At 44.2% G+C, this 24,641-nt stretch carries 17 protein-coding genes; 6 read left to right on the top strand and 11 right to left on the bottom strand.

Annotated features, from left to right (window positions below; all coding sequences use genetic code 11):
* Window positions 1-221: 221 nt before the first annotated feature.
* From rplI to ppsA, 5 genes are all read right to left on the bottom strand, one after another.
* Window positions 222-731, bottom strand: a complete 510-nt coding sequence (gene rplI / locus H9653_RS10760) for a 50S ribosomal protein L9 (RefSeq protein ID WP_068404825.1) — start codon at window positions 729-731, stop codon at window positions 222-224.
* A 25-nt stretch (window positions 732-756) separates the two neighbouring features.
* Window positions 757-984 (bottom strand): 30S ribosomal protein S18, encoded by a 228-nt coding sequence (rpsR, locus tag H9653_RS10755; RefSeq protein WP_068404827.1) that lies wholly within the window; start codon window positions 982-984, stop codon window positions 757-759.
* Window positions 985-1,000: 16 nt separating this feature from the next.
* Complete coding sequence (gene rpsF / locus H9653_RS10750; RefSeq protein WP_068404828.1) at window positions 1,001-1,399, bottom strand: 30S ribosomal protein S6; 399 nt, start codon at window positions 1,397-1,399, stop codon at window positions 1,001-1,003.
* A 298-nt stretch (window positions 1,400-1,697) separates the two neighbouring features.
* Window positions 1,698-2,684 carry an RDD family protein gene (locus H9653_RS10745; RefSeq protein WP_225211728.1) on the bottom strand — a complete coding sequence of 329 codons (987 nt, stop codon included), beginning with the start codon at window positions 2,682-2,684 and terminating at the stop codon, window positions 1,698-1,700.
* A 153-nt stretch (window positions 2,685-2,837) separates the two neighbouring features.
* Window positions 2,838-5,222 carry a phosphoenolpyruvate synthase gene (ppsA, locus tag H9653_RS10740; RefSeq protein ID WP_191692359.1) on the bottom strand — a complete coding sequence of 795 codons (2,385 nt, stop codon included), beginning with the start codon at window positions 5,220-5,222 and terminating at the stop codon, window positions 2,838-2,840.
* A 427-nt stretch (window positions 5,223-5,649) separates the two neighbouring features.
* On the opposite strand from ppsA, the gene ppsR reads away from it, so the two are divergent.
* Window positions 5,650-6,546, top strand: a complete 897-nt coding sequence (ppsR, locus tag H9653_RS10735) for a posphoenolpyruvate synthetase regulatory kinase/phosphorylase PpsR (RefSeq protein ID WP_068404832.1) — start codon at window positions 5,650-5,652, stop codon at window positions 6,544-6,546.
* Between the two features lie 189 nt (window positions 6,547-6,735).
* Complete coding sequence (gene sthA / locus H9653_RS10730; RefSeq protein ID WP_191692358.1) at window positions 6,736-8,379, top strand: Si-specific NAD(P)(+) transhydrogenase; 1,644 nt, start codon at window positions 6,736-6,738, stop codon at window positions 8,377-8,379.
* 111 nt (window positions 8,380-8,490) lie between these two features.
* Here sthA and H9653_RS10725 read toward each other — a convergent pair whose 3' ends face one another.
* The 4 genes from H9653_RS10725 to H9653_RS10710 form a co-directional block, all read right to left on the bottom strand.
* Window positions 8,491-9,651: an ABC transporter permease gene (locus tag H9653_RS10725; RefSeq protein ID WP_191692361.1), complete on the bottom strand. Its 1,161-nt coding sequence runs from the start codon at window positions 9,649-9,651 to the stop codon at window positions 8,491-8,493.
* Between the two features lie 71 nt (window positions 9,652-9,722).
* Window positions 9,723-11,072 (bottom strand): ABC transporter permease, encoded by a 1,350-nt coding sequence (locus H9653_RS10720; RefSeq protein WP_191692357.1) that lies wholly within the window; start codon window positions 11,070-11,072, stop codon window positions 9,723-9,725.
* 3 nt (window positions 11,073-11,075) lie between these two features.
* The gene (locus tag H9653_RS10715; protein WP_191692356.1) at window positions 11,076-12,353 is read right to left on the bottom strand and encodes an HlyD family secretion protein; all 1,278 of its coding nucleotides are present in this window, start codon (window positions 12,351-12,353) and stop codon (window positions 11,076-11,078) included.
* Between the two features lie 106 nt (window positions 12,354-12,459).
* Complete coding sequence (locus H9653_RS10710; RefSeq protein WP_191692355.1) at window positions 12,460-14,211, bottom strand: TolC family protein; 1,752 nt, start codon at window positions 14,209-14,211, stop codon at window positions 12,460-12,462.
* A gap of 324 nt (window positions 14,212-14,535) precedes the next feature.
* Here H9653_RS10710 and glpK point away from each other — a divergent pair, with 324 nt between their 5' ends.
* From glpK to H9653_RS10690, 4 genes are all read left to right on the top strand, one after another.
* Window positions 14,536-16,128, top strand: a complete 1,593-nt coding sequence (gene glpK, locus H9653_RS10705) for a glycerol kinase GlpK (RefSeq protein ID WP_068404840.1) — start codon at window positions 14,536-14,538, stop codon at window positions 16,126-16,128.
* Between the two features lie 539 nt (window positions 16,129-16,667).
* On the top strand, window positions 16,668-17,138 hold the full coding sequence (locus H9653_RS10700) for a glycine zipper domain-containing protein (RefSeq protein ID WP_225211729.1): 471 nt from the start codon (window positions 16,668-16,670) through the stop codon (window positions 17,136-17,138).
* Between the two features lie 418 nt (window positions 17,139-17,556).
* Window positions 17,557-18,585, top strand: a complete 1,029-nt coding sequence (locus H9653_RS10695) for an endonuclease/exonuclease/phosphatase family protein (protein WP_191692354.1) — start codon at window positions 17,557-17,559, stop codon at window positions 18,583-18,585.
* A 213-nt stretch (window positions 18,586-18,798) separates the two neighbouring features.
* Window positions 18,799-19,491, top strand: coding sequence for a TetR/AcrR family transcriptional regulator (locus tag H9653_RS10690; RefSeq protein WP_191692360.1), 693 nt, complete (start codon window positions 18,799-18,801; stop codon window positions 19,489-19,491).
* Between the two features lie 87 nt (window positions 19,492-19,578).
* On the opposite strand, the gene H9653_RS10685 is transcribed toward H9653_RS10690, so the two are convergent.
* Window positions 19,579-20,373, bottom strand: a complete 795-nt coding sequence (locus H9653_RS10685; RefSeq protein WP_191692353.1) for a hypothetical protein — start codon at window positions 20,371-20,373, stop codon at window positions 19,579-19,581.
* A 147-nt stretch (window positions 20,374-20,520) separates the two neighbouring features.
* Complete coding sequence (locus tag H9653_RS10680) at window positions 20,521-24,600, bottom strand: SdrD B-like domain-containing protein (RefSeq protein WP_225211727.1); 4,080 nt, start codon at window positions 24,598-24,600, stop codon at window positions 20,521-20,523.
* Window positions 24,601-24,641 lie beyond the last annotated feature (41 nt).

The following is a 24,641-nucleotide window of genomic DNA, read 5'->3' as shown; positions in this document are numbered from 1 at the left end:
AAGGTCGCCCGTTGAAGCAGAAAACTTGCGACGGTCGTGAGAAAGTCGCCTAAGAGCTTTTGCTTTTAGAATCCCCCGCTTGAGCTTGTCGAAAGTGGCGGGAGTATGTCAATGTAAGTATTAATGAGATAGCATTTAGCAAATTTTAGAAATAAAAAAGCCAGCAACATGACGTTACTGGCTTTCTTAGACGGGTAGTAAGTTTACACTACCACCAAAAATTACTCTTCTGAGTAATCTTCGTTGTCGTCTTCAACTTCTTCAGCGGCATCTTCGTTGTCGCCATCTTCAGAAAGAATGGTTACTAAGATGCTAGCAGTTACGTCATGGTGTAGTTGAATATCAACATTGTATTCGCCCACTTGACGTAGTGTACCTTCAGGTAGCTTGATTTCAGCACGGTCAACTTCTAGACCTGAGTTAGTCAATGCTTCAGCGATATCGCGAGTACCGATAGAGCCAAATAGCTTGCCTTCGTCACCTGATTTAGCGCGCATGATAACATTAACGTCCGTTAACGCGTCAGCACGTTCTTGAGCAACCGCTACTTCTTTTGCTTCTTCAGCTTCAAGCTCAGCACGGCGTGCTTCGAACTTTTCAATGTTTGCTTTAGTTGCAGGTAGTGCTTTGCCCTGAGGGATAAGAAAGTTACGTCCGTAACCTGGTTTCACATCGACAGTTTCACCGAGTTTACCAAGGTTGACGATACGCTGTAACAAAATAATTTGCATGAGTCATTCCTAGTTAACGGTTAAATTACTGATGGTTGTCAGTATACGGAAGTAGCGCAAGATAGCGAGCTTGCTTGATAGCAGTGGCTAGCTGACGCTGATATTTAGTAGATGTACCGGTGATGCGGCTTGGTACGATTTTACCATTATCACTGATGTACTGTTTTAGCAATTCAACATCTTTATAATCGATGTGAGTGATGCCTTCAGCAGTGAAACGGCAGAATTTGCGACGGCGATAGAAACGTGCCATGAGTATTCTCCTTTAATTAGTCTTCACTGTTGTCGTTGTCGTCGTTTTCACGATTGTCTGGACGACGAGTCGTTGCTTTGCGTGCGCGTTTTTCATCGGCATTCTTGGCTAACTGCGACTCTTCAGTGACAGCTTCGTCACGGCGCATAACTAGACTACGAATGATCGCGTCGTTATAACGGAATAATTCTTCAAGTTCAGCCAAAGTCTCACCGTCAGTTTCAACGTTGAAAAGAACGTAGTGAGCTTTGTGAATTTTGTTAATTGGGTAAGCCAATTGACGACGACCCCAATCTTCTAGACGATGGATCGTACCGCCGTTGTCTTGAACCAACTTGATATAGCGTTCAACCATGCCGACCACTTGGTCGCTTTGGTCTGGGTGTACAAGTAACACCAGTTCGTAATGTCGCATTATGACTCCTTACGGATTAGTAGCTATTAACCCTATGTTAATAGCAAGGAGATTTATAAGGTAAGCCCAAATCTTATCGAATTTTGCAAAAACAATAGTAATAAGCTTAGTTTATAAAGCGCCGTATTATAACAGTACTCAGCCTTTAACACAAAGGTTAATCACTGAGCGTCTGTCAATAAATAATAAAAGACGTAAATATAAATTCTTCAATAAAAAAGCAGCGTATAAACGCCACTTTTTCATATAACCTTATGATATTTATAACAATCGTTTTTATAATAAACTTATAAACCCATTATTTTGCCTTGGGTTGTTTGACCAATTGGCTATGATCGGCTTTCACTACTAAGGTTTTAGCCAGTTTGTCATGCCAACCAATGTTTTCAGGACTTTTTGAAGCCATATAATAATGAACAATAATAACCACAAAACCCAAAAAGCTAGTAAATGAAAATAATAAGTTGTAAATAATAAACAGTAGTAGCGTACGCATGCCAATAAGCTTGCTAAAAGAAGGCAAGCGGTGGGTGGTTTGGTCAACGACGCGAATACCAGTAATCAGCTTACCAAGTGATTGTCCACGCAAGGTAATAAATACTAGCTGCAGCGCAAACAAACCAAACACCATCACTTGTGACATCATCAAAGTGCTGCTAGGAATACTTTCCATCAAGGTCATGGAATACTGATACGCGGCATCCATATCTTGGATGTTTTGAAATTTGGTATAGTCCACATCCATTTTGGTTAATGCCATGACCAGCGGTAAAATTGCTAATACATAGAGCAAACCATTGATTGCGGTCGCTAACACCCGCGACATAATCGGCGCAAGGACGACATTACCGACGACTTTATCTTTAGGCGAGGCAGCTTTTACTGTAGCAGACTTATTCAATGATACATTTTTATTGGGCGTATATTGACGATTGGTGGTCATGTCCAGATTGGTATTTTTAGCATTGTCTGCTGGACGTTCAGGCTTACCATACAATCTGTCTAGCGATACCGCTTTGTCATCTTTAGAGGTGCTACTAGCAGAATCTTCTGGGAAGATAGTGACGTTATTGATAATAGAGTCATTATCATCTGCCGACACTATAGGAGCAGGACGATAATAAGTCTGATTATTGGTTAAATTACCAACACGCTGCCACTGATCTAGGCCTTCATGCCACATCAAATCATCTAATACCACTTCACCTGAGGCGAGCATAATATTGAGCTGATCCAACGTGTATGGACCCGCTTGTACGTTATTTCGAGCAAGGAAAATCTGCATAATTGCCTACATAGTTAGTCATATCTTAAGTCACTTTTTCAAGCCACTTTCGCTAATACATTATATTAGGGTCTATTTGAAAAAATCAAATAGACCCTAATGTTAGTATATTAAATGACTCTGTCAATTAACGCTGTGACGTATCGTTACGTCTTATTTCGTTTCTTCGCCAGCTAAGAAGAACCAAGTATCTAACACTGAGTCAGGGTTTAGTGACACTGAGTTGATGCCTTGTTCCATGAGCCAAAAAGCAAGATCTGGATGATCTGATGGACCTTGACCGCAAATACCAATGTATTTGCCTGCTTTGTTACAAGCTTCAATCGCCATAGATAATAGCTTCTTAACCGCAGGATCACGCTCATCAAATAGATGTGAGACGATACCTGAGTCACGGTCAAGACCTAGCGTTAACTGAGTCAAGTCGTTTGAACCGATTGAGAAACCATCGAAGTGCTCTAGGAAATCTTCTGCTAATAGCGCGTTGGTTGGTAGCTCACACATCATGATGACGCGCAGACCATTTTCGCCACGTTTTAGACCGTTTTTCGCGAGTAGCTCGATGACCTCTTTTGCTTCGCCAACGGTACGAACGAATGGAATCATAATCTCAACGTTGGTCAAGCCCATCTCATCACGGACGCGTTTTAGTGCTTTACACTCAAGCTCGAAGCAGTCACGGAAGTTGTCAGACACATAGCGACTGGCACCGCGGAAACCTAGCATTGGGTTTTCTTCTGATGGCTCGTATAATTTACCGCCGAGCAAGTTGGCATATTCGTTTGATTTAAAATCAGACATACGCACGATAACTGGCTGATCCATAAAGGCAACGGCTAGGGTTGAGATACCTTCGACCAATTTATCGACATAGAAATCGACTGGTGAGGCATAACCGGCGATACGCTCATTGATCGCTTGGGCGATTTCACGTGGCAAGCTGTTCATATTTAGTAGCGCTTTTGGATGCACACCAATCATACGGTTGATGATGAACTCTAAACGCGCAAGACCGATACCTTCGTTTGGCATTTGGGTAAATGAGAAGGCACGATCTGGGTTACCCACGTTCATCATGACTTTGAATGCAAGCTCTGGCATAGATTCAACAGAGTTGGTCTGTACTTCAAAATCAATCTGACCTTCATAGATAAAGCCAGTATCACCTTCAGCACAAGAAACAGTGACGTCTTGACCATCAACCAATAATTCAGTGGCATTACCACAGCCAACGATAGCTGGAACGCCAAGCTCACGAGCAATAATAGCCGCGTGACAAGTACGACCACCACGGTTGGTGATAATCGCAGAAGCACGCTTCATGACGGGCTCCCAATCCGGATCGGTCATGTCTGATACTAAGACGTCGCCGTCTTGAACTTTGTCCATCTCGTTTAAATTGCTAACGATACGTACTTTACCAGCGCCGATGCGTTGACCGATTGAACGACCTTCACATAGGATTTTAGCATCGCCAGTATTGATGATATAACGCTCCATGACATTGCTGTCTTGGCGGCTCTTAACGGTTTCTGGACGTGCTTGGACGATAAAGATTTCACCGCTGTCGCCGTCTTTTGCCCACTCGATATCCATCGCTTGACCATAATGCTTTTCAATAGTCATGGCTTGTTTGGCAAGTGAGTTTAGCTCTTCAGTGGTTAAAGAGAACTGCATGCGGTCTTGTTTTTCGACATCGACGGTTTTGACAGACTTAGTAGTGCTGCCTTCATCACCATAAATCATTTTCTTATGCTTGCTGCCTAGATTACGGCGAATGACCGCAGGCTTGCCATTTTCAAGCAATTTTTTAGAGATATAGAATTCGTCAGGGTTGACTGCACCTTGCACAACCATTTCACCTAGACCGTAGCTTGAGGTGATAAAGACCACTTGATCAAAGCCACTTTCCGTATCTAGGGTGAACATCACGCCAGCAGCGCCAGTTTCTGAACGTACCATGCGCTGTACAGCAGCAGATAGGGCAACGCCTTCGTGCTCAAAACCTTTATGCACACGATAAGAAATCGCGCGATCATTATATAAAGAGGCGAATACTTCTTTAATAGCAATCAGGACGTTATCAATGCCGCGAATGTTCAAGAAAGTTTCTTGTTGACCGGCAAATGACGCATCTGGCAAATCTTCAGCCGTGGCAGAAGAACGTACCGCAACCGCGATGTCTTCGCCGCCACTCATGGTTTCAAACGACTGGCGCACTTCTTGCTCAAGGTCGCTTGGCAGCTCTTGCTCAATAATCCAAGTACGGATTTTTTTACCAGTCTCAGCAAGCTTATTAACATCATTCACATCAAGCGTTTTAAGCTCGTTGTTGATTTTGTCGAGTAAGCCTGTTTCTGTCAAAAAGCGATTGAACGCATTTGAAGTGGTCGCAAAGCCACCTGGAACGCTGACACCCAAATCAGATAAATGGCTGATCATCTCGCCAAGCGAGGCATTCTTGCCGCCAACCATCTCAATGTCATCTTTTCCTAGCTGATCAAGATTGATTACAAGTGCTGTAGATTGCGCTGCCATGATAACTCCAGAAAATAAGGTTATTTAGTAAAGATTATAACGGTCGATTATACCCCTATATTTGGATAATTTCGATACCTAGAACCAAATAAATCGTCAAAAATATACAAATTGTGGCGATTGCTACATATTTGCGCGGTCAAAACTCAATATTTGTTTGTTAGAATATAACAAAGAGTAAAATATAACTGGTTTCTAGAGAAAAAATTTGCTGATAAGAAACCTTCCTTTATAGCAATACTATAGATGCATAAATACTCTTAATAGATATCCTTATTACATCGTACTTACTAAGTGTACGCCTGTAACATTGATTTCTATTAGACAGCTATTGTGCGTATAATATAGGGCACAATAAACTAACCGCTACAGATTTTCTGCGCTAAATAAAAGCGCCTATTGAGATCTTAACCAAGGTGTTCACGTTATGTTTGTAAATAATCCGCCAGAAGCCGCCAAGCCGACCATTCAAAACAAACAAGCGTTGCAAGTAGATAACGACCAAAATATCAGAACGGCGTTTTTTATCTCTGATGGGACGGCGATTACCGCAGAAACCCTTGGACGCGCCATTTTAAGTCAATTTGCCTCTGTACCTTTTGAGACTCGGGTGTTGCCTTATGTCGATAGCTTAGAGCGCGCCGAAGAAGCGGTCGAACAAATCAATATGGCCTACCAACGTGATGGGTTACTGCCCTTGGTGTTCGATACCATTGTTAGCCCTGAAATTCGAGAAAAAATTAACTCAGCGCATAGCTGTAATCTGGATATGTATGAAGGGCTAATCGGCCGAGTCGCAGAAGAGACAGGTGTTGAGCCGGACGCGCATTCGGGCCATGCCCACGATAACGTCGACTCTGAAACCTATAAAGAACGTATCGATGCCGTGCATTTTGCCCTAGATAACGATGATGGCGCACGTACTCGTCATTATCATGCCGCGGATATTATTCTTATCGGCGTTTCGCGTTCTGGTAAAACCCCAACCTCACTGTATTTGGCGCTACAATTTGGTATTCGAGCGGCAAACTATCCGTTAACCGAAGAAGATTTAAATGACAATCAATTGCCAAAAGCCTTACGTGAGCATAAGCACAAGTTATTTGGCTTGTTAATCGATACCGATCGCTTGGTAAAAATCCGCCAAGAACGCCGAGCGGGTAGCCGTTATTCAAGCTATCAGCAATGTCAGCAAGAACAGCGCGCCATACAGGGGATTTATATCTCGCAAGGGATTCCAAGTCTCGATGTCTCTGAGATGTCTGTTGAAGAGATTGCCACACGTATCTTGCAGATGACGGGACTTAAACGCCGTATCGGCTAAAGGGATTAAGCAACAGCGTATAAAGAATAACGTCTATGGCGATAACGTAACTGTCGCCAATATTGCAAAATATCCTATCAGCACGTATGGTAGGCACGCTTTAGCGCTATGAGTCTAACTTGATCGTTACTTGTAGACATTCATAGTCTAAAAAATACACAGATTTATAAATTAATAAAAGAGGATACGATGGGAAGCAAACCGATAAGCGACGCGACCAATGACACGGGTAAAGACATTCATACCGAGGTGTCTAATAAAGAAAGCGGCCGCGCGCCGAACCCTGAGCATACTGAAGGCAAAACTAAAAAAGCAAAAATTGAGCAAACCCATGAGCAAGTCACTGAAGATATCATGCATCACCCTGACTTGGTCAATCCGCTTGATGATATCCGCATCGATATTAAAACCCCTTTTACCAAAGACTCGCAGCGCATCAAAGGTGATAAGCATAAGTATGAATATGACGCCGTTGTTCTAGGCGCAGGGCCTGCTGGTGAAGCGGCGGCGATGAAGCTGACCAAGGCCGGCAAAAAAGTTGCGGTGATTGATCCGCGTGAACAGGTTGGTGGTAACTCGACTCATGTGGGCACGATTCCAAGTAAAGCCTTGCGTCAATCGGTCTTTAACTTGATTAACTTTCGCCGCGATCCTATGTTTACCAAGGCGATGGAGTATCAGCAAGTACCTCTAAACCGCGTGCTCGCTAATGCGCGCCGCGTAATCCGTAATCAAGTAAGCACCCACACCCGTTTTTATGAGCGCAACCGTATTGATGTGATTCATGGTTGGGCAAGCTTTGTTGATGCGCATACCTTGAGTGTCGAAAAGGACGACGGCGTCTTTGAAACCGTGACCTTTAATAAAGCCATTATTACCGTTGGAAGCCGTCCTTATCGTCCTGATATTTTAGACTTTGACCATCCGCGTGTGTTTGACTCTGATAAAATCTTGCAAATGGATTATGTGGTCAAAAAAATCATCATTTATGGCGCAGGCGTTATTGGTTGTGAGTATGCCTCTATCTTTACTGGTCTTGGCTATAAAGTTGACTTAATTAATAACCAAAATCAATTGCTCAATTATCTAGACAGCGAAATTAGTGATGCCATCGCTCATGACTTTAGACAGTTTGGCGTCTTGATTCGTAGTAATGAAGAGATTGACCACCTTGAAACTCACGATGATTACGTGGTCTTGCATCTAAAAAGCGGTAAGCGCATCAAATCAGATGCCATTCTTTGGTCAAATGGGCGTTCGGGTAACACCGAAGGCTTAAACTTAGAGTCCATTGGGCTGGAAGCCAATAGTCGGGGTCAGCTAAAAGTAGATGATACCTATTGTACTGCCGTCGAAAATATCTATGCTGCTGGTGACGTCATTGGCTGGCCTTCATTGGCATCAGCGGCCTACGATCAAGGACGCTGTGCCGCAGCGTTTATGGTTGGCGATAGCGATGCCGAGCCAGTATCAAGCGTGCCAACAGGTATCTATACCATCCCTGAGATTTCTTGTATCGGTAAAACTGAGCAAGAGCTGACCGATGAAAAAGTCCCTTATGAAGTCGGGCAGGCGTTCTTTAAACATCTGGCACGAGCGCAAATCATTGGTGAGCGTTCGGGCGTGTTAAAGATTTTGTTCCACCGTGAGACGCTTGAGATTTTAGGCATTCATTGCTATGGTAATCATGCCTCAGAGATTATCCACATTGGTCAGGCGGTCATGAAATGCAACAATACCCTTGAGTATTTTGTGAACACAACTTTTAACTATCCAACGATGGCAGAAGCCTATCGCGTCGCCGCTCTCAATGGTTTAAATCGCGTTTTTTAAACCAAACACCATCAAGTCAAACAAATAAAAAAGCGCCTGCTTCTTGAGTAGGCGCTTTTTTTGAGGTGTTTTTTATAGCATAAATGCCAATACTATCCATATATTTTTATGCTAAAAGGCGGTTTTGCTTTGGCTGGTACACCAGCGGAAAAGTAGCAGTAATAAAAAGTAAAACGCCCACAATCCTGCTAATGCATAAAAGCCAGTTGCGACTTGCGCCACACTCGCGCCCATTTGATTGAGCTGAACAGAGGTATTGATACCAGGCGTCGTCGGTATGACCCAGCGAATGATTTGTAAAAATTCTGGTAATTGATTGGCAGGCCATGGATATCCGCTGACAAAAAACATCGGTAGCGAGCTAAAAATCAAGATTTGTATACTGCGCTCACGCTGACGGAACCAGAGCCCAAACACACAGCCAAGCGTGGCGACTGTCGGGCAAAACAGCAGCAGAAATAACAAGCTGCCAAGCATGTTTTGACCACGTGGATAATGGTGCAGCTCAAAGGTCCAACCATAATAAAAACAGCCGATGATAAAGCTGAACATACTGAGCGCTGCAATACGGCCAAGCCAGCCGCGAATACTGGCAGTATGACGACGCTGCTCATACCAGGTGCCAATTAACATCGCTGTCGACATCAACAGGGTTTGTTGCAGAATAAGAATAGCGACTGCTGGCACCACATAAGCGCCATAGCCTTCGGTTTGATTATATAAAGGGATGATTCTTAACGGTACCGCTTGGGTATTTGCCGCTGCGGTTGCAGAATACGCCCCTTGCGCCACGCTTTTTTTAATCTCAACGCCCGCTGAAACCGTACTGACCGCCTGCAAAAAACCCATTTGAACGTTTTTATTTAACAGAAAATAACCCCCATTGCCTAATACGCTGACGCTCGCTGCTTTGCCAGATAGGACTTGCTGCTCAAGTCCGCTTGGAATAATCATATATCCAGCGATGTCATCGGACCATATCGCTTCTTGAGCGTCTTGCTCATTTAAAAAACGCTTGGTATCGAGCTGCGGGCTGGCACTGGCATAACGAACGATGGTTTGAGACAGATTAGTATTGTCTTGATCGACAATACCAACGGGCACATGGTTGACCACTTCGGTTGAATAGGGCCAAGGATAAAAGAAGCCATAAATAATTGGCGCAATCATGAGCAGTAGTAGCACGCCTTTATCAGAAAAGACGTCTTTGATAGTTTGCAAAAAACTGCCGAAAAAGCTTTGCGCTGGCGAATGACTTTTTGCCTCTAACATAGCACTAGAAGGCTGATTTTTTGTTGCTATGAGGTTTTCTTGAGATAAAGGTTCTTTTGGTGTCATAACCATTAGCGGGCTCCCCAGCGTTCAGGATGTGCGAGCACGCGCTTGCTCAATAAGGCGGCTAAAAACATAGTGACAATCGTTGCAAGCGTCAGTCCATAGACGATGGGTAATGAGATGGCAACCGGCGCTTGCATTTGTAATTGCGCTATATGCAGCTTAAGGTAATGGGTCAGTGGTAGGGCATCCGACCAATGCTGAGCGTTTTTACTGATGGCGATATAGGGAAATGTTACCCCAGCAAAGGCATAAGAAGGCGCTGAGATAAATCCGGTTGACGATAAACCCATGCGTAACGAAAATGAGGTTAAGGTAAATATCGCACCCAGCCAAAATGACAACATCATTAGCAATACAAGGCCGATATAAGTCGCAATGATTGAGCTGATAGCAACCGCTTGCTGCGGCGTGGCGAGCCATAACGCTAAAACTGACCATAAGCTATAAGCCAGCATGGGCCAAAAGTACTTACCCAATAAACCAAAAAGCAAAACTGATACACTAGCTTTTCTTGGCGTAGTATCTTCAATGAGTGTTTGATTATCTTCAGTTAAGACTGAAACGGCCGTGGTCTGACGGTCTTTATTTTGGCTACCTTGAATCTCATTGTCTTTAATAGTGGTTAAATCAGGCTGACCACCATTAACAAAGTCATACCAAATACCGATTTTCTTATCGCGCAATTCACGCCCAATGGTCGTCGCGCCAATGACCATGGCTAAAATATGCAGCAGTGCTGGGATAACGGTTGATGCTAAAAACTGTTGATAGTCGGTTGCTGCGTTAAACAAACTGATGCGCTGAATGCCAATGGGCGAGTAAGCAATCGCCGCTTGTGATGGGGCCATGCCTTTTTTGACTAAACGCTGTATTTCAACGCCTGCCGATAGTGTACCAGTCACCGATTGGACACTGGTTTGGATGATGCCGGAATGAGTACCGTATTGGGCATTTACTTGCAATACAATCGGCGCCGGTTTACTCGATGAGATGTTGCGCGAGAAATCCTCTGGAATAATAACCACCGCATAGATATCACGTTGCAGGAGCGCTGCTTCTACTGCTGCTGGCGAGTGATAAAGCTGTCTGACCGTCAGGTTTGGGTTGGCTTCCAAATAACGCACCGCAGTATTGGCAACAGGACCACGATCGTTATCCACGACGCCGATGGGCAAGTCGGTGATTTGTATTTGTGAAAAAATCCACCAAATCAAGAGCACGGTCGCAAGCGGTATCCAGACCACCATGCTTAAATCCCACGGATTTTTGGCTAAAAACCGGCGCTCGTATCCAGCACTACGTATAAAGGCGCCGATTAATCCGCCGCGTTGCCCGTTTTGCTCAGTCAGGCGCATGGTTTACTCTTTGGTCTGATTGGCAAGGGCTGGATTGATATTGACAACCACGCTCATCCCCGAGCGGATACGTCTATCAGGAGCAGATGGTCGCGCTTTAACTTCAAAGGTGCGCACATCAAAGCCATCGTTGTTGTTGGTCGGACGCCAAGTAGCAAAGTCAGATAAGGTTGAGGTTGCATAAACGGTAAACTGCTTGGTATAAGGCTTTTCAGGCGAGGATAAAGCAGGAATCGTACCCATAAAACGCTGCCCTATGGCAAACTGGTTTAGGTAGGTTTCAGTGACGTTTAGTACTACCCATTGATCGTCGGTATTAACCAAAGTTAGGATAGGCACACCTTGCCCAATGACTTCGCCCGCGTTGACGATGACATTATCCACGATACCGGCAATCGGACTTTTTAGATTGGCTTCTTCTTTAGCGACCAATGCTTCTTCTAGTTGCGCATCGACTTGGGCAACTTGGGCGGTTGCGGCAGATTTATCCTCACTGCGAGCGCCTTCTTTTGCCAAATCATACTGCAAGCGCGCCGCTTCTGTCTTATCTTGAGTCGCTAGATATTGCGCATAAGCTTCATCGCGCTTTTGCCGTGCCATCAGACCTTCTTCATAAAGACGATTGACGCGCTGATAAGTATTTTCTGCCAAATCAGACGCCGCTTTATTGGCTTGCCAAGCCGCTTTTGCTTGGGCAATTTCTTGTGGGCGGGCGCCGTTTTCTGCTTTATCAAGCTGGCTTTGCGCCATTTGCTTGCCAGCGCGCGCCTGATTGATTTTAGCGTTAATTTCAGGTGAGTCCATTTCAATAAGCTGCTGACCGACTGTCACCGCATCGCCTTCTGTGACCATGATTTGTGCAATACGCCCCGGCACTTTTGCCGCAATAGACGTTTGCTGCATTTGCATTTGACCTTGTAAGGTGATGACTTCAGGCGCATTGTGTTGATTGCTTTTATACAAACCATAAGCAATTGCCCCTAATATAAGCAGCACAAGAAGTACCAAAATCGCCTTTTTAATCCCAGCCGATTTATCTGATTTTACTGGCTCGCGTTTATAAGGCGGCACCGCTTGTTCTTGGTCACTATCAGTGCTGTCGATTCTATTAGTGCTATCGACGCTATCAGTATTATCAAAGCCGGATTCAGTCGGTTTAGTACCATTAATCGCATCAGTATCAACGGGCGTTTGCTCATGATGACTGCGGTTTGTTTCAGTAGCTTGGTCTGTAGCAGGTAGTTTGCGTGAGTCGCCTGATTCGTTATTAGATTCAGTCATGACAGTGAGATTCCTAAAGCGATAAAGTCGATAATAAGCAGAATAGTATTGGCGTTATTTAATCTTGGCAATTCATATGATTGTTGAATACGGTGTACTAAATAAGCTACTTGTCATATAGGGTTGGTAGACGAATATCAGCGGCGTTCAAGTAAGCATTAAAAGCAAGCGGCGTACCGCAGCTTTGCATCAAGGCGGCAAGCGACTGGACATAAGTATTTGCTGCCTGCGCTTGCTCGGTGCGCGCTTTGAGGTATTGTGTCTGAGCTTGTACCACATCGATGGGCGTATTCAGGCCTTCTTGTAGCCCAAGTTGACGTAAGCGCAATACCTCTGCTGCCAAATCCACATTACTTTGTAAGGCTTGATAGCGCGACTGAGCGTTATTGACATCGTGCCAGTTTTTTTCGACCAATAATAACAGGTTGTCACTGACTTCTATCTCTGACAAATCTGCTTGGCGTATTTTGGCGTTACTGGAAGCTAAAGACGCCTTTTTATCTAGCCCGCCCCAAAGCTTCCAGCTGGCTGAAATACCAGCGACCCAACTGGGGTCTTTTTCAACTTGGCTATAACCATAAAGCATGACCGTAGGTTTGTAACCCGTATCAGATAGCGCATGCAGCTGCTGCGCTTGCGCTCGTTTGGCGGCAACTTTTTGCAAACCTGGATGATTATTCAGTGCTAAGTCTTGAAAGTAATTCACATCAGGCAGAGGACGGCTTGAGACAAATAAAGGCGTGCTGGGTTTGATACGATAATCGGTACGCAATAGACGCTGCAGCGCCATCATTGCCAGACGCGCATCATTATTAGCATTGACCGATTCGCTTTTTGCATCAGCAAGCGCCGACTGGGCTTCTAAGCGATCGACACGGGAGATAAAGCCTTCTTCAAGCAGACGCTGCGCCATATGGTCAACTTGCTGCACCGTATCATAAGCATCGTCACGTAAATAAGCGGCAATAATCGCCAACTGTGCCTTAAAATAACGCTCAACTAAGGTGTTATACAGCTCGTTGGTATCTAGTATGCTATCAGCAACGGCTTCTTGGGTGCGAGCAGTGGAAGCGCCTGTCAATGCCGCTGTGCGTCCAGCGGTATAAATAGGCCATACCACGCCAAGGCCTGCGCCCGTCGTTGAACCCGAACGTTTCAAATCGTAAGTATCTGGGATACGGTCACCGACCAATTCACCAAAGTCTGGCAAATTTTCTATGTCTATCGGCGGGTCGATACCATCAATACTACTATTCACATCGTTGATAATACCGTTTTTAATTGACGATAAATCAACATCGGCGTCCAAGTTATAAGCAGTGGCGGAGGCGCGCGCAAATACTAACGGGTGGTCGATGGTTTTTAAGGCATCGGTTTCATATTCACTGGCAGCAATCGCGGCTTGATTGGCGGCGATTTTTGGTGAAACTTGCAATAAAATATTTTGCGCTTGCTCAAGACTAAGCAGACTCGATACTTCTAAAGGATAGCTATTTTCAATGCTTTTATGGGTAATAGGATCGATAAGGGTGGTTAAATGACCATTTGACTCAGCTTTAACTGGCTGTGTTTCTATCGGCGCGGCTTTATTTTTTATGATGCTTTTTTGCGCAAGGTTTTTATCAGTTTGAGTGTGAGTTATTTGAGTGCCGTTTTCTTGAACACTGTTTTTAATACCACTACTGTCTTGCAGGCTGCTTGGCGTATCCGCGTCAACAATTTGCGTCACGACAACGGGCGCTACTTCATTTTGGGGCGTGTTAATATCATCATTGGCGTTTGCGGAGTGAGACGCGGCTAAGCCCATGAGCGTAACCGTCATCACCGCAGTAGACAGAGTCGATAAAGCAAATTTCATAAGTCACATAAGCCATTAATTAGAATGCAAAGTGTTTAAAGCGCAAAATTTCTAGCAGGTAGTCAAACAGGGCAATATTATAGACCATTAATAGAAAGCAAAAATTGGTTATTCATAACAAAGCGTACACTGTAGTGGCACAATGGTGACGGGTCAATGCTCACTATTCGCTTATTTTGCGTTGAATGGACACCAGTTTTATGTTAAGTGTCTAGCTTCAAGCTAGATAATAGCATTATTTATGAATTGGTTTATAAATCAGTGATAAAACCAGATAAAAATTAGCCGATAAAAAATAACATTATATAAAATAGGATGCGAGTAATGGCAGGATATATTTTAGCGCTAGATCAAGGTACGACGTCGAGCCGCGCAATATTGTATGACGACCATGCCCGCCCGATTAAAATGGCCCAGCAGCCGACGACTTTAAAAACTCCGCAGGCAAGTTTTGTTGAGCAAGACGCGCAGCAGATCTGGCAAACGCAGATTAGCTGTGCTCATGATGTGATTAATCAAGCAGGGCTGCTAGCCACCGATGTCACCAGTATTGCAATTACCAATCAGCGTGAGTCTATCGTGATGTGGGATAAGCAAACGGGCAAACCTTTAGCGCCGGCCATTATTTGGCAAGACCGCCGTACTGCCAGCTATTGTAAAACGCTTGCTGCGAAAAGCCCAAGCGCTAAGACGGATAACAGCCATGATGATATGGCCAGTGAGATTCAACGTCTTACAGGCTTGCGTTTGGATCCATATTTTAGCGCCAGTAAAATTGCATGGTTGTTAGAAAACGATCCCAAATTAAGGGTGCGCGCTAATAAAGGCGAAATCGCGGTCGGTACTATAGACAGCTGGCTTATTTATAAATTGACCGGTGGCGAGCATGTCATTGACGTCACCAATGCTTGTCGTACCTTATTATATGATGTCCATAAACTGGTATGGTCGGAGGAGCTATGTACCTGCTTTGGGATACCGATGAACATATTGCCCAAGGTACTACCGTCTGATGGCGATTTTGGTAAAACCAAAAAAGGACTGTTTGCTAAACAAATTCCCATTCAGGCGGTATTAGGTGACCAGCAAGCGGCGCTGTTTGGGCAAGGTTGCCTCAATGCAGGGATGGCTAAAAACACCTATGGCACCGGCTGTTTTATGCTGATGAATATTGGTAAAGAGCCAAAACTGAGCGAGCATAAGTTACTGACGACCATTGCTTGGCAACGCAAATCAACGCCAACCCGCCCAGACAATCTATCCTTTGATCAAATCGTGCAGTCTGGCAGACGCTTGCTACAGCCGCCCAAAAGAGAAGTCACTTATGCCTTAGAGGGCAGTGTGTTTATGGCGGGCGCTATCGTGCAGTGGTTGCGTGACAATCTTGGCATGATTCAACAAAGCAGTGAGGTTGAGCATTTAGCGCGGCAAGTAGATAGTAGTGAGGAGGTGGTATTACTGCCAGCATTTACAGGGCTTGCGGCGCCTTATTGGCGCTCAGATATCAATGCCAGTATTACCGGTATGAGCCGTGGCACGACCAAAGCCCATATTGCCCGCGCGGCTCTCGAGGCCATTGCCTATCAAACTTACGATGTGCTGATTGCCATGCAAAAAGACAGCCCGCACCCTTTGACTGAATTAAGAGTAGATGGTGGTGCGGCGAATAACGACTTGCTCATGCAGTTTCAAGCCGACTTGTTAGGCGTACCGGTGCTACGCCCTAAAGACACAGAGATTACCGCTAAAGGTGCAGCTTTATTAGCGGGATTAAAAACCGGTCTATACGATGAGACTACGATACAAGCCTCGTGGCAGATTGATCGCATCTTTGAGCCTGAGATGTCTGCAGATAGGCGTGAACAGCATCTTGATAAGTGGCAACAAGCGATTGATAGAGCGCTAAAAGTCTTATAAATATTTAAATGAAAAATTAAGGCATTAGTGAATAGACGCTTATAAATTACTCAAAATACTCTGCTGCCCTACAAAATAGTGATAAAGATACAGGCTGTAACGCAAGGCAATCGTAATTTGGACATAGTTTACATAATCTGTGTATCGGTCATTATCCATAAGTTCCTATACTTTAGATAAATTAAGCAATACTGCTGATTTATAAGAGGTAATTTTTAGCAATTATTTTTATTGGTTAATTCTAATATTGCATAGTTTGTTAAATTTAACGCTTTATAAATGAGTGAACAATAAATCTAATATATAACAAATAATTTAAGGATAATATTATGAATAACGATGGACGTATTACCGACCCTAATAACCGCGTAGTGAATGATGATTATGTTGAAGTGGGCGACAGAGAACGTATTATCGATGATAACGATCGCCGCTTAGCAGGCACTGACCGTGATATTAATGGCAATAGAGTTGTCGGTCATGAAAACGACAATATCATCAATGACCATGATGCTATTGACCGTACTGCCGTTAAGCATATGACGAAGGAAAGCAGAGAAGATTTAAACGCCGATCCAATTACAGGTGAGCCAGGTTCACATCCAATTGGTACTGGTATTGGTGGTGTTGGCGGGGCAGCAGCAGGCGCGGCAATTGGTACAATGGCAGGCCCATTAGGTACTTTAATTGGCGGAGCTATTGGTGCTATCGTTGGTGGCGGCGTAGGTCATGCAGCAGCAGAAGCGATTGATCCTACTCGTGAAGAAGCTTACTGGCGCGCAGAACATGCCAATGCCGATTATTACCGTGAAGGTCACGACTTTGACCGCGATTTACACCCAGCGTATGCAGTAGGTTATGCAAATCGTGCTCGTTATCCAGCTGGTGCTCGTTTTGAAGACCATGAATCAGACTTAGAGCGCTCATGGCATGAAGTGAAAGGTGAGTCGCGCCTAGAGTGGAATGAAGCACGCCGTGCCTCACGTGACGCATGGAACCGTGTATCGTAATAAAGCGATGAGTTCATAGATACTGGCTATAAGTCAGGTTAGCCTTAAAAAATGAAGGATAAGTTACGTTTTGTTGAACTGCTTTTTGCTAAACATATAAGTTAAGTTTAACTAATGAGGTATTTAATATAAGTCAGCAAAGGATAAGAAAACTTACTCCTTCATTACTAGAGTTAGTTTGATTGTAGAACTGGCTCTGCTAACTCATAAATATAGTCAGTTTTATGTTATTTTAAAGCTTCCAAAGATGTCTTTGGAGGCTTTTTTAATGTATATTATTATGTATGAATATAGAGTGGTAAAAGGTTATTTTAGAAATAGCCATTATTAAACAAAGACAATCATCAAAAACAGTTACTCGTAAAAAAGACAATTATTAAAAATAAAAATAATAATAATAAATAATAATAGGTAATTCATGGTTAATAACGCTGAAGACAATAGCCCTAAGCAATTTTATATAGCAACGGCCAATTTACTTAATTTTGCTAACCCTAATCGAATTTATTATGAAAACGCGCCGGCTTATAGCGATAACGAATACCAGCATAAGCTGCACGGCATTACCGACTTACTGGCAAAGGCCCATGCTGATATTATAGCCGTACAAGAAGTATGGGACAGTCAGGCGCTTGAAGCACTGGCAGTAGGGTTAGGATTCAAACCTGAGCATGTGGTTATTCCGCTGGCAAGTAATGATAAGGCCAGTCCTTATACCCAAGGCAAAGGCGCGCAACATACGCCAGCTGTCGGAATTATTACGCGTTTTGAGCAGTTAGAAAACACTTTGTTAGAACAGGTAGAACCAAAAGCGGTCATTGATATTCCTGATATCGGTCTTTATCAGCGCTTTAATCGTCCGCCGCTTGTATTACGAGTCAATGCCTTTGGACAACCGATTACGATTGTCACCGCGCATTTAAAAAGCAAACGTGCTTTTTTCCTACGCGATGAAAATGGTCAGTTACTAGAGGATATGGACGATCCAAATATACGCGTTCGTGCCAAGCTGCGTAGTTTGTGTATGCGCGCCGCAGAAGCTGCCTCTATCCGTATGTCTATTATTGAGCGCCTGCATCATACGCGTGAGCCACTGATTTTATTAGGCGATATGAACGATGTCACCGGTAGCGTGACCACCCAACTGATGAGTGAAACAGGCGAAGTCAATTATGATAAAAGTATGCGCGATGTCGCGTTATTTGACGCCGCTCGTATTCAAGCACGTTATGGCTGGATGAAAGATGTTGCTTATACCCATATTTATCAAGGTATGCCTGAAGTGATTGATCAGCTGTTTGTTTCAGAAGAGTTTTTACCTGATAGTAAGTTTTCGCTTGGTCAGGTTGAACGAGTTGACTATTTTAATGACCATTTAAAGTGGGATTATGCCGATAGAGTCATCGATCATGGTATTATAAGAGCGAAAATTAAACTTCACAATTAACCCTGTTTACTTAGTAATTAGTGAGTTATTTTTTAACCTATTCATGTCCCTTGCTTGATAGTTTACAAGCGTTTATCATGCTGCTTCATTTTAGTATAGTAGCGGTGCTATTGGTCCAAATTACCGGTTGATAGAAAATAGTCCTTCGATTTAGGACAAGTACTATCTGATGAAGACTATATAAAGTTAGGGCGTAACCTTAAGAGATTTATGATGATTGAAAATAAAGAAGACAAGATTGAAGATGTACTGGTAGATTCTGAGCTGGCAAAGAAGCTGGTGCCAAATAAATTCAAATTTACCAGTCAACAAGGCCGCGCACGCCGTCAAAAACTATTGATGGGCGCGAAAAAATTGAGTGAAACTCAAGCAATTAACGACATCACTTTGGCAGCTGTCTGCGAAGAAGCGGGTATTCCAAGAGCTTCTGCTTATCATTTCTTCCCTAATATCGAAGCGATATTTTTAGCACTGCGTTTTTTAAATGCCATCGATATTTTAGAAGTGCTGACAACGGTTGAAACGGTTGATTATGACAGATGGCAAGCGTACTTGACCGCGTTGATTGAGCGCTGTGTACAAATATTTGATGAAGATCAAACCAAAGCCAAATTGATTTATGACACCAATACGCCTGATTTTGAAGGGGACAGCTATGGTGAGCATATGGACAATCAAGTGGTGCAATTGGTTTATAAGCGCTTATCAGAGCGTTATGAGATGCCAAAATTCGAAGATATTCAAGATGTATTATTGATTACCTTTAGCATTATTAATGCCATCTTTACGGTTTCTTATCGCCGTCATCAAAGCATTACTGATAAGTATTTGCAAGAAGCCAATACCGCGTCTATCGCCTATCTGCGCTGCTACTTACCAGAGAAACTACCGCGTAAAAACAGCTAATTTTTATTAGACTTTCCACAAAAAAGCCGACTTGATGTCGGCTTTTTTTTACGCGTCTTTATGAGGGCTTATTAATCGTTTAGTCTTTTAATAAGGTGCTTGATTTTTATTGATTGTCGGTAGCACTTGGCCGTTACAAATGTCATCGCTTGAATCTAAAGGAGCGTATTCTTCATAATAACGCACGATAAGCGCTTCTAAAGCGACGTTCGCTTTTGAGTCATGAGTATTTACAAATGCCTCGCGCGCTTGCTCAAGCCAGCGGTCTGCCATCCGAAAGTGACTGTTTGATGATTTCGCGCCACGCTCACACTGGTCGGTAGCTGCCCATATTAATGACACTTCGCTAAAGGCGATTTCGCGTGGCGCGCTATCGATACCGCCACTATCTTTAAGAGCGCTTAACGTTGCCCATAAATCAGGTCGCATGAGCGCAGAAGTAGACGGAATGTCTTCAATAAGTGCAAGCTCTTCAACCTTATCATTTTTTAACGCTTGCAAGATATTTTCTGCCGTTTGGGCAGCTTCCACACCAACGTCTGAGCGACTATTCATACTGTCTTTATGATTTGCATAGTTTAGCCAAGCTTGGGCTTTGTAAGCAAAGTATTGTTGCCGCGCGCTCATGTTTTTTTGTTGATAAGTTTGTAATTCGTTCAGCATGCAATCCATAGCACGCTGCTGTACGCTTTGTGATTTAGAAGGTGCTAGAGTTTTAGTATCGTTGCTGCTGCGACAGTAATCTGCTGTCTTTAATGTATTCTCTTTTGGCGTAAGACTTGTAGTTGATACACAAGAAACCGCTGACAATAGTAACGCAGCTGATAAGACAGTATATAAAGGTTTTTTATAGCCAGTGGCTTGAATGCTAGTGCGAGGCATAAGAACAACCTTATAGTAAGGTAATAAGTATTAGAGGTTTGTATTTAAATGGGTTGGTTATCATAGGATAAAAAGTATCGACCCGTTAATACAAAATTGCCGTAAGCATGGCTTACGACAATGAAAATAAATGACAACTAGGAGGAATTATAACGTAGAACGGGCGCTGAGCGGCTTATTTTTACGTGAATCTTCGCGTTTGAATAAGTCTTCGTCAAACTTGAAGCGTAATCTAAAGTAAGCACCTTCTATCGTCGTATCGTCATAGGCAATATCTTCATCTTCAAAGCCCATAAAGTTGTAGCCAAGCGACAACCAAAGGTTGGTCATCGGGCTATAGCCAACTTCGGCGCCAACCAAGTAAGATAAATCGTCCGCTTGCTTATTCCAATACGTACCTGCTTGCAAACCGATATCCCAGCGCTCGCTGATATCATACAATCCGCGTGCATACACAGCGTGTGCAGTATTATCGCTAGCAATTCCTTGAGCGTCATATTCCGTATATTTACCGGCATAATGCCCTGATAGCGTTAATGGGCGCGTTGGATGATAGTTACCACTCCATGACCAGACAACAGTATCTTTTTGATATGGATCGTTGCCGGTTGCATTATCATCTAAGCGGTATTCAAGCTTGGCAAGCATATCGAGCGTATTGCTATCATAATCGCGGTAAGCGGCGCCTAGCTGAAAACGATTGATGGTACGATGACCATCATCGTAATCAACTTGTGAATAGATATCCTTAGCTAATAAGGTAATTTCATCACTATAGCGATAAGCGGCGCCTGCGCTAGCGAGTAGCGTATCACTGGTATCGCCCCAGCGTTTTTCTAGACGCCCTGAGGCTTTATAGTTTTCATTAGCAATGTATTCAACGCCAACACCGGCTGCAGTCGCAGTACTGTCTTTTTCACCTTCTAACGATTCGACACGCTCGAACAAAGTGTTAAGTGTCAAACCTTTTTGAACATACCATTTATTCTTTAGCCCAATAGCGGCTTCAGCTTCGCGGGCGCTGATCGCATCACGCATACGGTATTCACTATAGACTGTGCCATCTTTCATATAAGTGGCATCAAAGCCGATAACAGTACGTTGGCGCTCTTCAGAGTCGTCTAAACCGTAGCTGCCTGACAAGCTATTAATTAGATCATGGCGGGCGTATAAACGACCTAAGTTGCCAAGCGCCGTTTCGCCACCGATAGAAGTGGCATTGCGCGAGCTATGCTCGATATCTTGCTCATACTCAGCAAAGACCAATGAGTTATTGAGCTTTGGCAAACGCGCGGTAAGACGGGCGCGGGCAGTGGTGCCCTCGATGTCTTTTTCAGCACTACTTACACCATTAAGCGCTGATTGATTAATAATGTCGTCATTAAAGATGGTATCGTTAGTAGTATCTAAGACATCGGTTGCCGCTTGGGTATTGCGTGAGGCGGCAGTGGCCTCTTGCTTATAGTAACGTACGCCAATCTCGCCAACAATATTTTGACTTAAACGCTGTTCAATACTGGCTTGGACACCTTGGCGACTGGCTTCGGTGGTATGGTCTTCTGTACGCACACCTTCCAATTTAAGCGCGGTTTTTTTCTCATTTAACGTATGGGTGACTTCAATGCCAGATTCAGTGCGGCCAGCCGTTTGCGGCGAAGCACCAGTAACGAAACCTTCGTCGGTATCATTATAATAAGCTTTAGCGCGGGTGTTTTTCTTATCATCATAGTCAAGCTCGATACGCAGCGCATCACCTTCGGTCTCTTTACCGTCTAGCTTTTCAGCATTAATCTGATCACTTGGCTGAGCGTTTGGGTTTTCTGCTTTGTTTTTAGCGTATTCTGCGACCAGCTTTAGCTTATCATTAAATTTAACGACCGTATTGACGCTGGCAAGTTCTTCTTTATTCAGTGGATCATCGCTATTGATATAACTGCCACCGATCGCGACTTTATCGGTCAATTGCTGCTTGGCAGCGAGACCGCCAACCCAATATTTCTCGCCGCCTTCATCGACTTCGACGGTCACGCGTAGGTAGATAGGATTGCCATCGATATCTTGGCTAGCAATCGGTGACTTTAGATATAAGCTGCGGCTAATAGGGTCGATTTCATAATCAGCAAAGCGCGTCAAGGTCTCACGACGCACGATACGACCTGGGTTGTTGGCGTCACGGGTGATGACTTCGATGGTTTCTGAATTTTCTAATATGGCGTCGAAATCATTGGCAAGTGGATAGGGACCTGAAATACCAAGACCGCGAGTCTCGTTGACGCGCTGTGAGGTACTGGTTTCAGCGGCAAACGCGGTGATGCGAGTGTTATTATCTTCAAACTGCGATTTTAAACCTGTTAAAGTACGGTTGTATTGTCCAAGCTTGATACCTTCATCATTATCAATTTGGGTTTTTAAATCGCCATACATCGCAAATGAGCGACCTTTATCGACGCGCACATAAAGCTTGCTGGTTGACTGGGCGTCGAAACCTTTAGCAGAAGAATCGCCATAGACAGGATAGTATTCACCCGGCTCTATATCACGGAATAGGCGCTCGCCTTTTTTATCGCTGTCATAAGCTAGTGTCAGTAAGTAATCACCGCGTACCTTACCTTTTAGGAACATCGCCGCGCGACCCGTTGCTGAATAGTCGTCGTTACCAGCGATTTCACGCAGTTCTTGCTCAAAGGCACCTTGGGCATCGGTAATATTGCTGCCATCAAAGTTTTTAAGCGAGATGGCACCCTCGACGATACCGACCGCGATAAGAGGGCGCAGTTGAGCGGTAAACTGTAGCGGAATCACTTGCTTGCTGCTGCCGGTGTTAATGATTAGCTCACCTTTACCCGGTACACTTGGGGCGGTGATGGGTATTAGCAGCTCGCCGCCAGAGACGGTGACTTGGGTACCAGCTTGATCTTTACTGCTATCGCTAAGGTTGATACGCCCGATATTGGTGTCAATCGTAATCGGCGTTGAGGCAATATAAGGGCGACCGTCACGGTCTTTTAGGCTAATGACGACTTGATATTCGCTAACACCGTCTGCGGCAACCAATTGCTTTTGGGTGCGATAATTAATGGTTTGTAGGTTATCGGGCGTCAATACTTTAATGGTCTGCTCGGAGATGACTTTACCATTAATGTCAGTCGCGACACCGCGTAAGGTATTATTGCCACGTTGTAAATCAACGGCATAATAATCAAACGCCGTCACCTTTTGCTTTTCTTGCTCAGCGGTTTTGCCGATTTGCTCGGCTGACACCGCTTTACCATTGGTATATAGGGTAAAGTTAGAACCTAGTGGCGCTTGTACTTGCACCATTTGCTTGTAGGTGCTGAGCTGCTGTCCTTCGCTAAGATTAATAAAGGCAACATCATTGTTAGAAACCTCTTTTAAGTACTCTTCAAGCTCTTCTTCTACCGGCGGCGCAATAGTCGTCACTGCCATATCGACACGATTCGCAGTTGGCTTGACCATCTCATTGACGATGGCGGAGTCACACTGGATACCGGCATCTAAGACGTCGTTAGATTTACAGCCACTTGCATCGACATTGTCTTTATTATCGCGGTTATAATCAGGCTCTAACACCAACTCGGTTTTTGCCGCTTGCTCTAAACTGTCATTTTTAGCACTGACAGATTTGCTGCGCGCGACCAGCTCTGCATTTAAGCGCTCAGTGCTATCGCCCATCCCGCCAACGATGCCAAAGTCCGCACGATGTAGCTCGCCATATTTTAAATCAACGAAACGGCTACTCCCATCGCCCGCATTGCGATTGCTTTGAGTCACCATTTCGGTAGCGTTAGGAATAGTGGTGCGGTCAACTTTTAGGACGTGAGTTTTTGCACTGACGCCATAGAAGTTATATTTACCTTCAGGATCGGTAACGACGAAGTTGCCGTTTTCCATATAGATGCGCACGCCTGCAACACCAAGCTCACCATCTTCTTTTTGTTGGATGCCGTCACGGTTGATGTCATGGTAAACCTTCCCAATGATGATGCCGTCAGTGTTCATGACACCGCGCTCAACCTCAATCTTCCACTGCGCTTCTCGTGATATGAGGCTCTGACCTTGCTCAGTAGTAGCAACGGCGGTCGCACGGTTGATACCGTCACCGCCTAATGCCGATGAGCCAATAAGGACGCGATAAGTAATGTCTTTCGTTTCGCCAGCATTCATATTACCTAACCCCAGTTCGGGATAAGCCACATTGTAACTCATTGATACTATTTACAATGTGGCTACCTGTCCCTGCTGAGGCA

Origin of the sequence: Psychrobacter communis (genome assembly GCF_014836505.1) — a bacterium.
GTDB classification, from domain to species: Bacteria; Pseudomonadota; Gammaproteobacteria; order Pseudomonadales; family Moraxellaceae; genus Psychrobacter; species Psychrobacter faecalis.
This window is presented reverse-complemented; position numbering and strand designations above follow the sequence as displayed.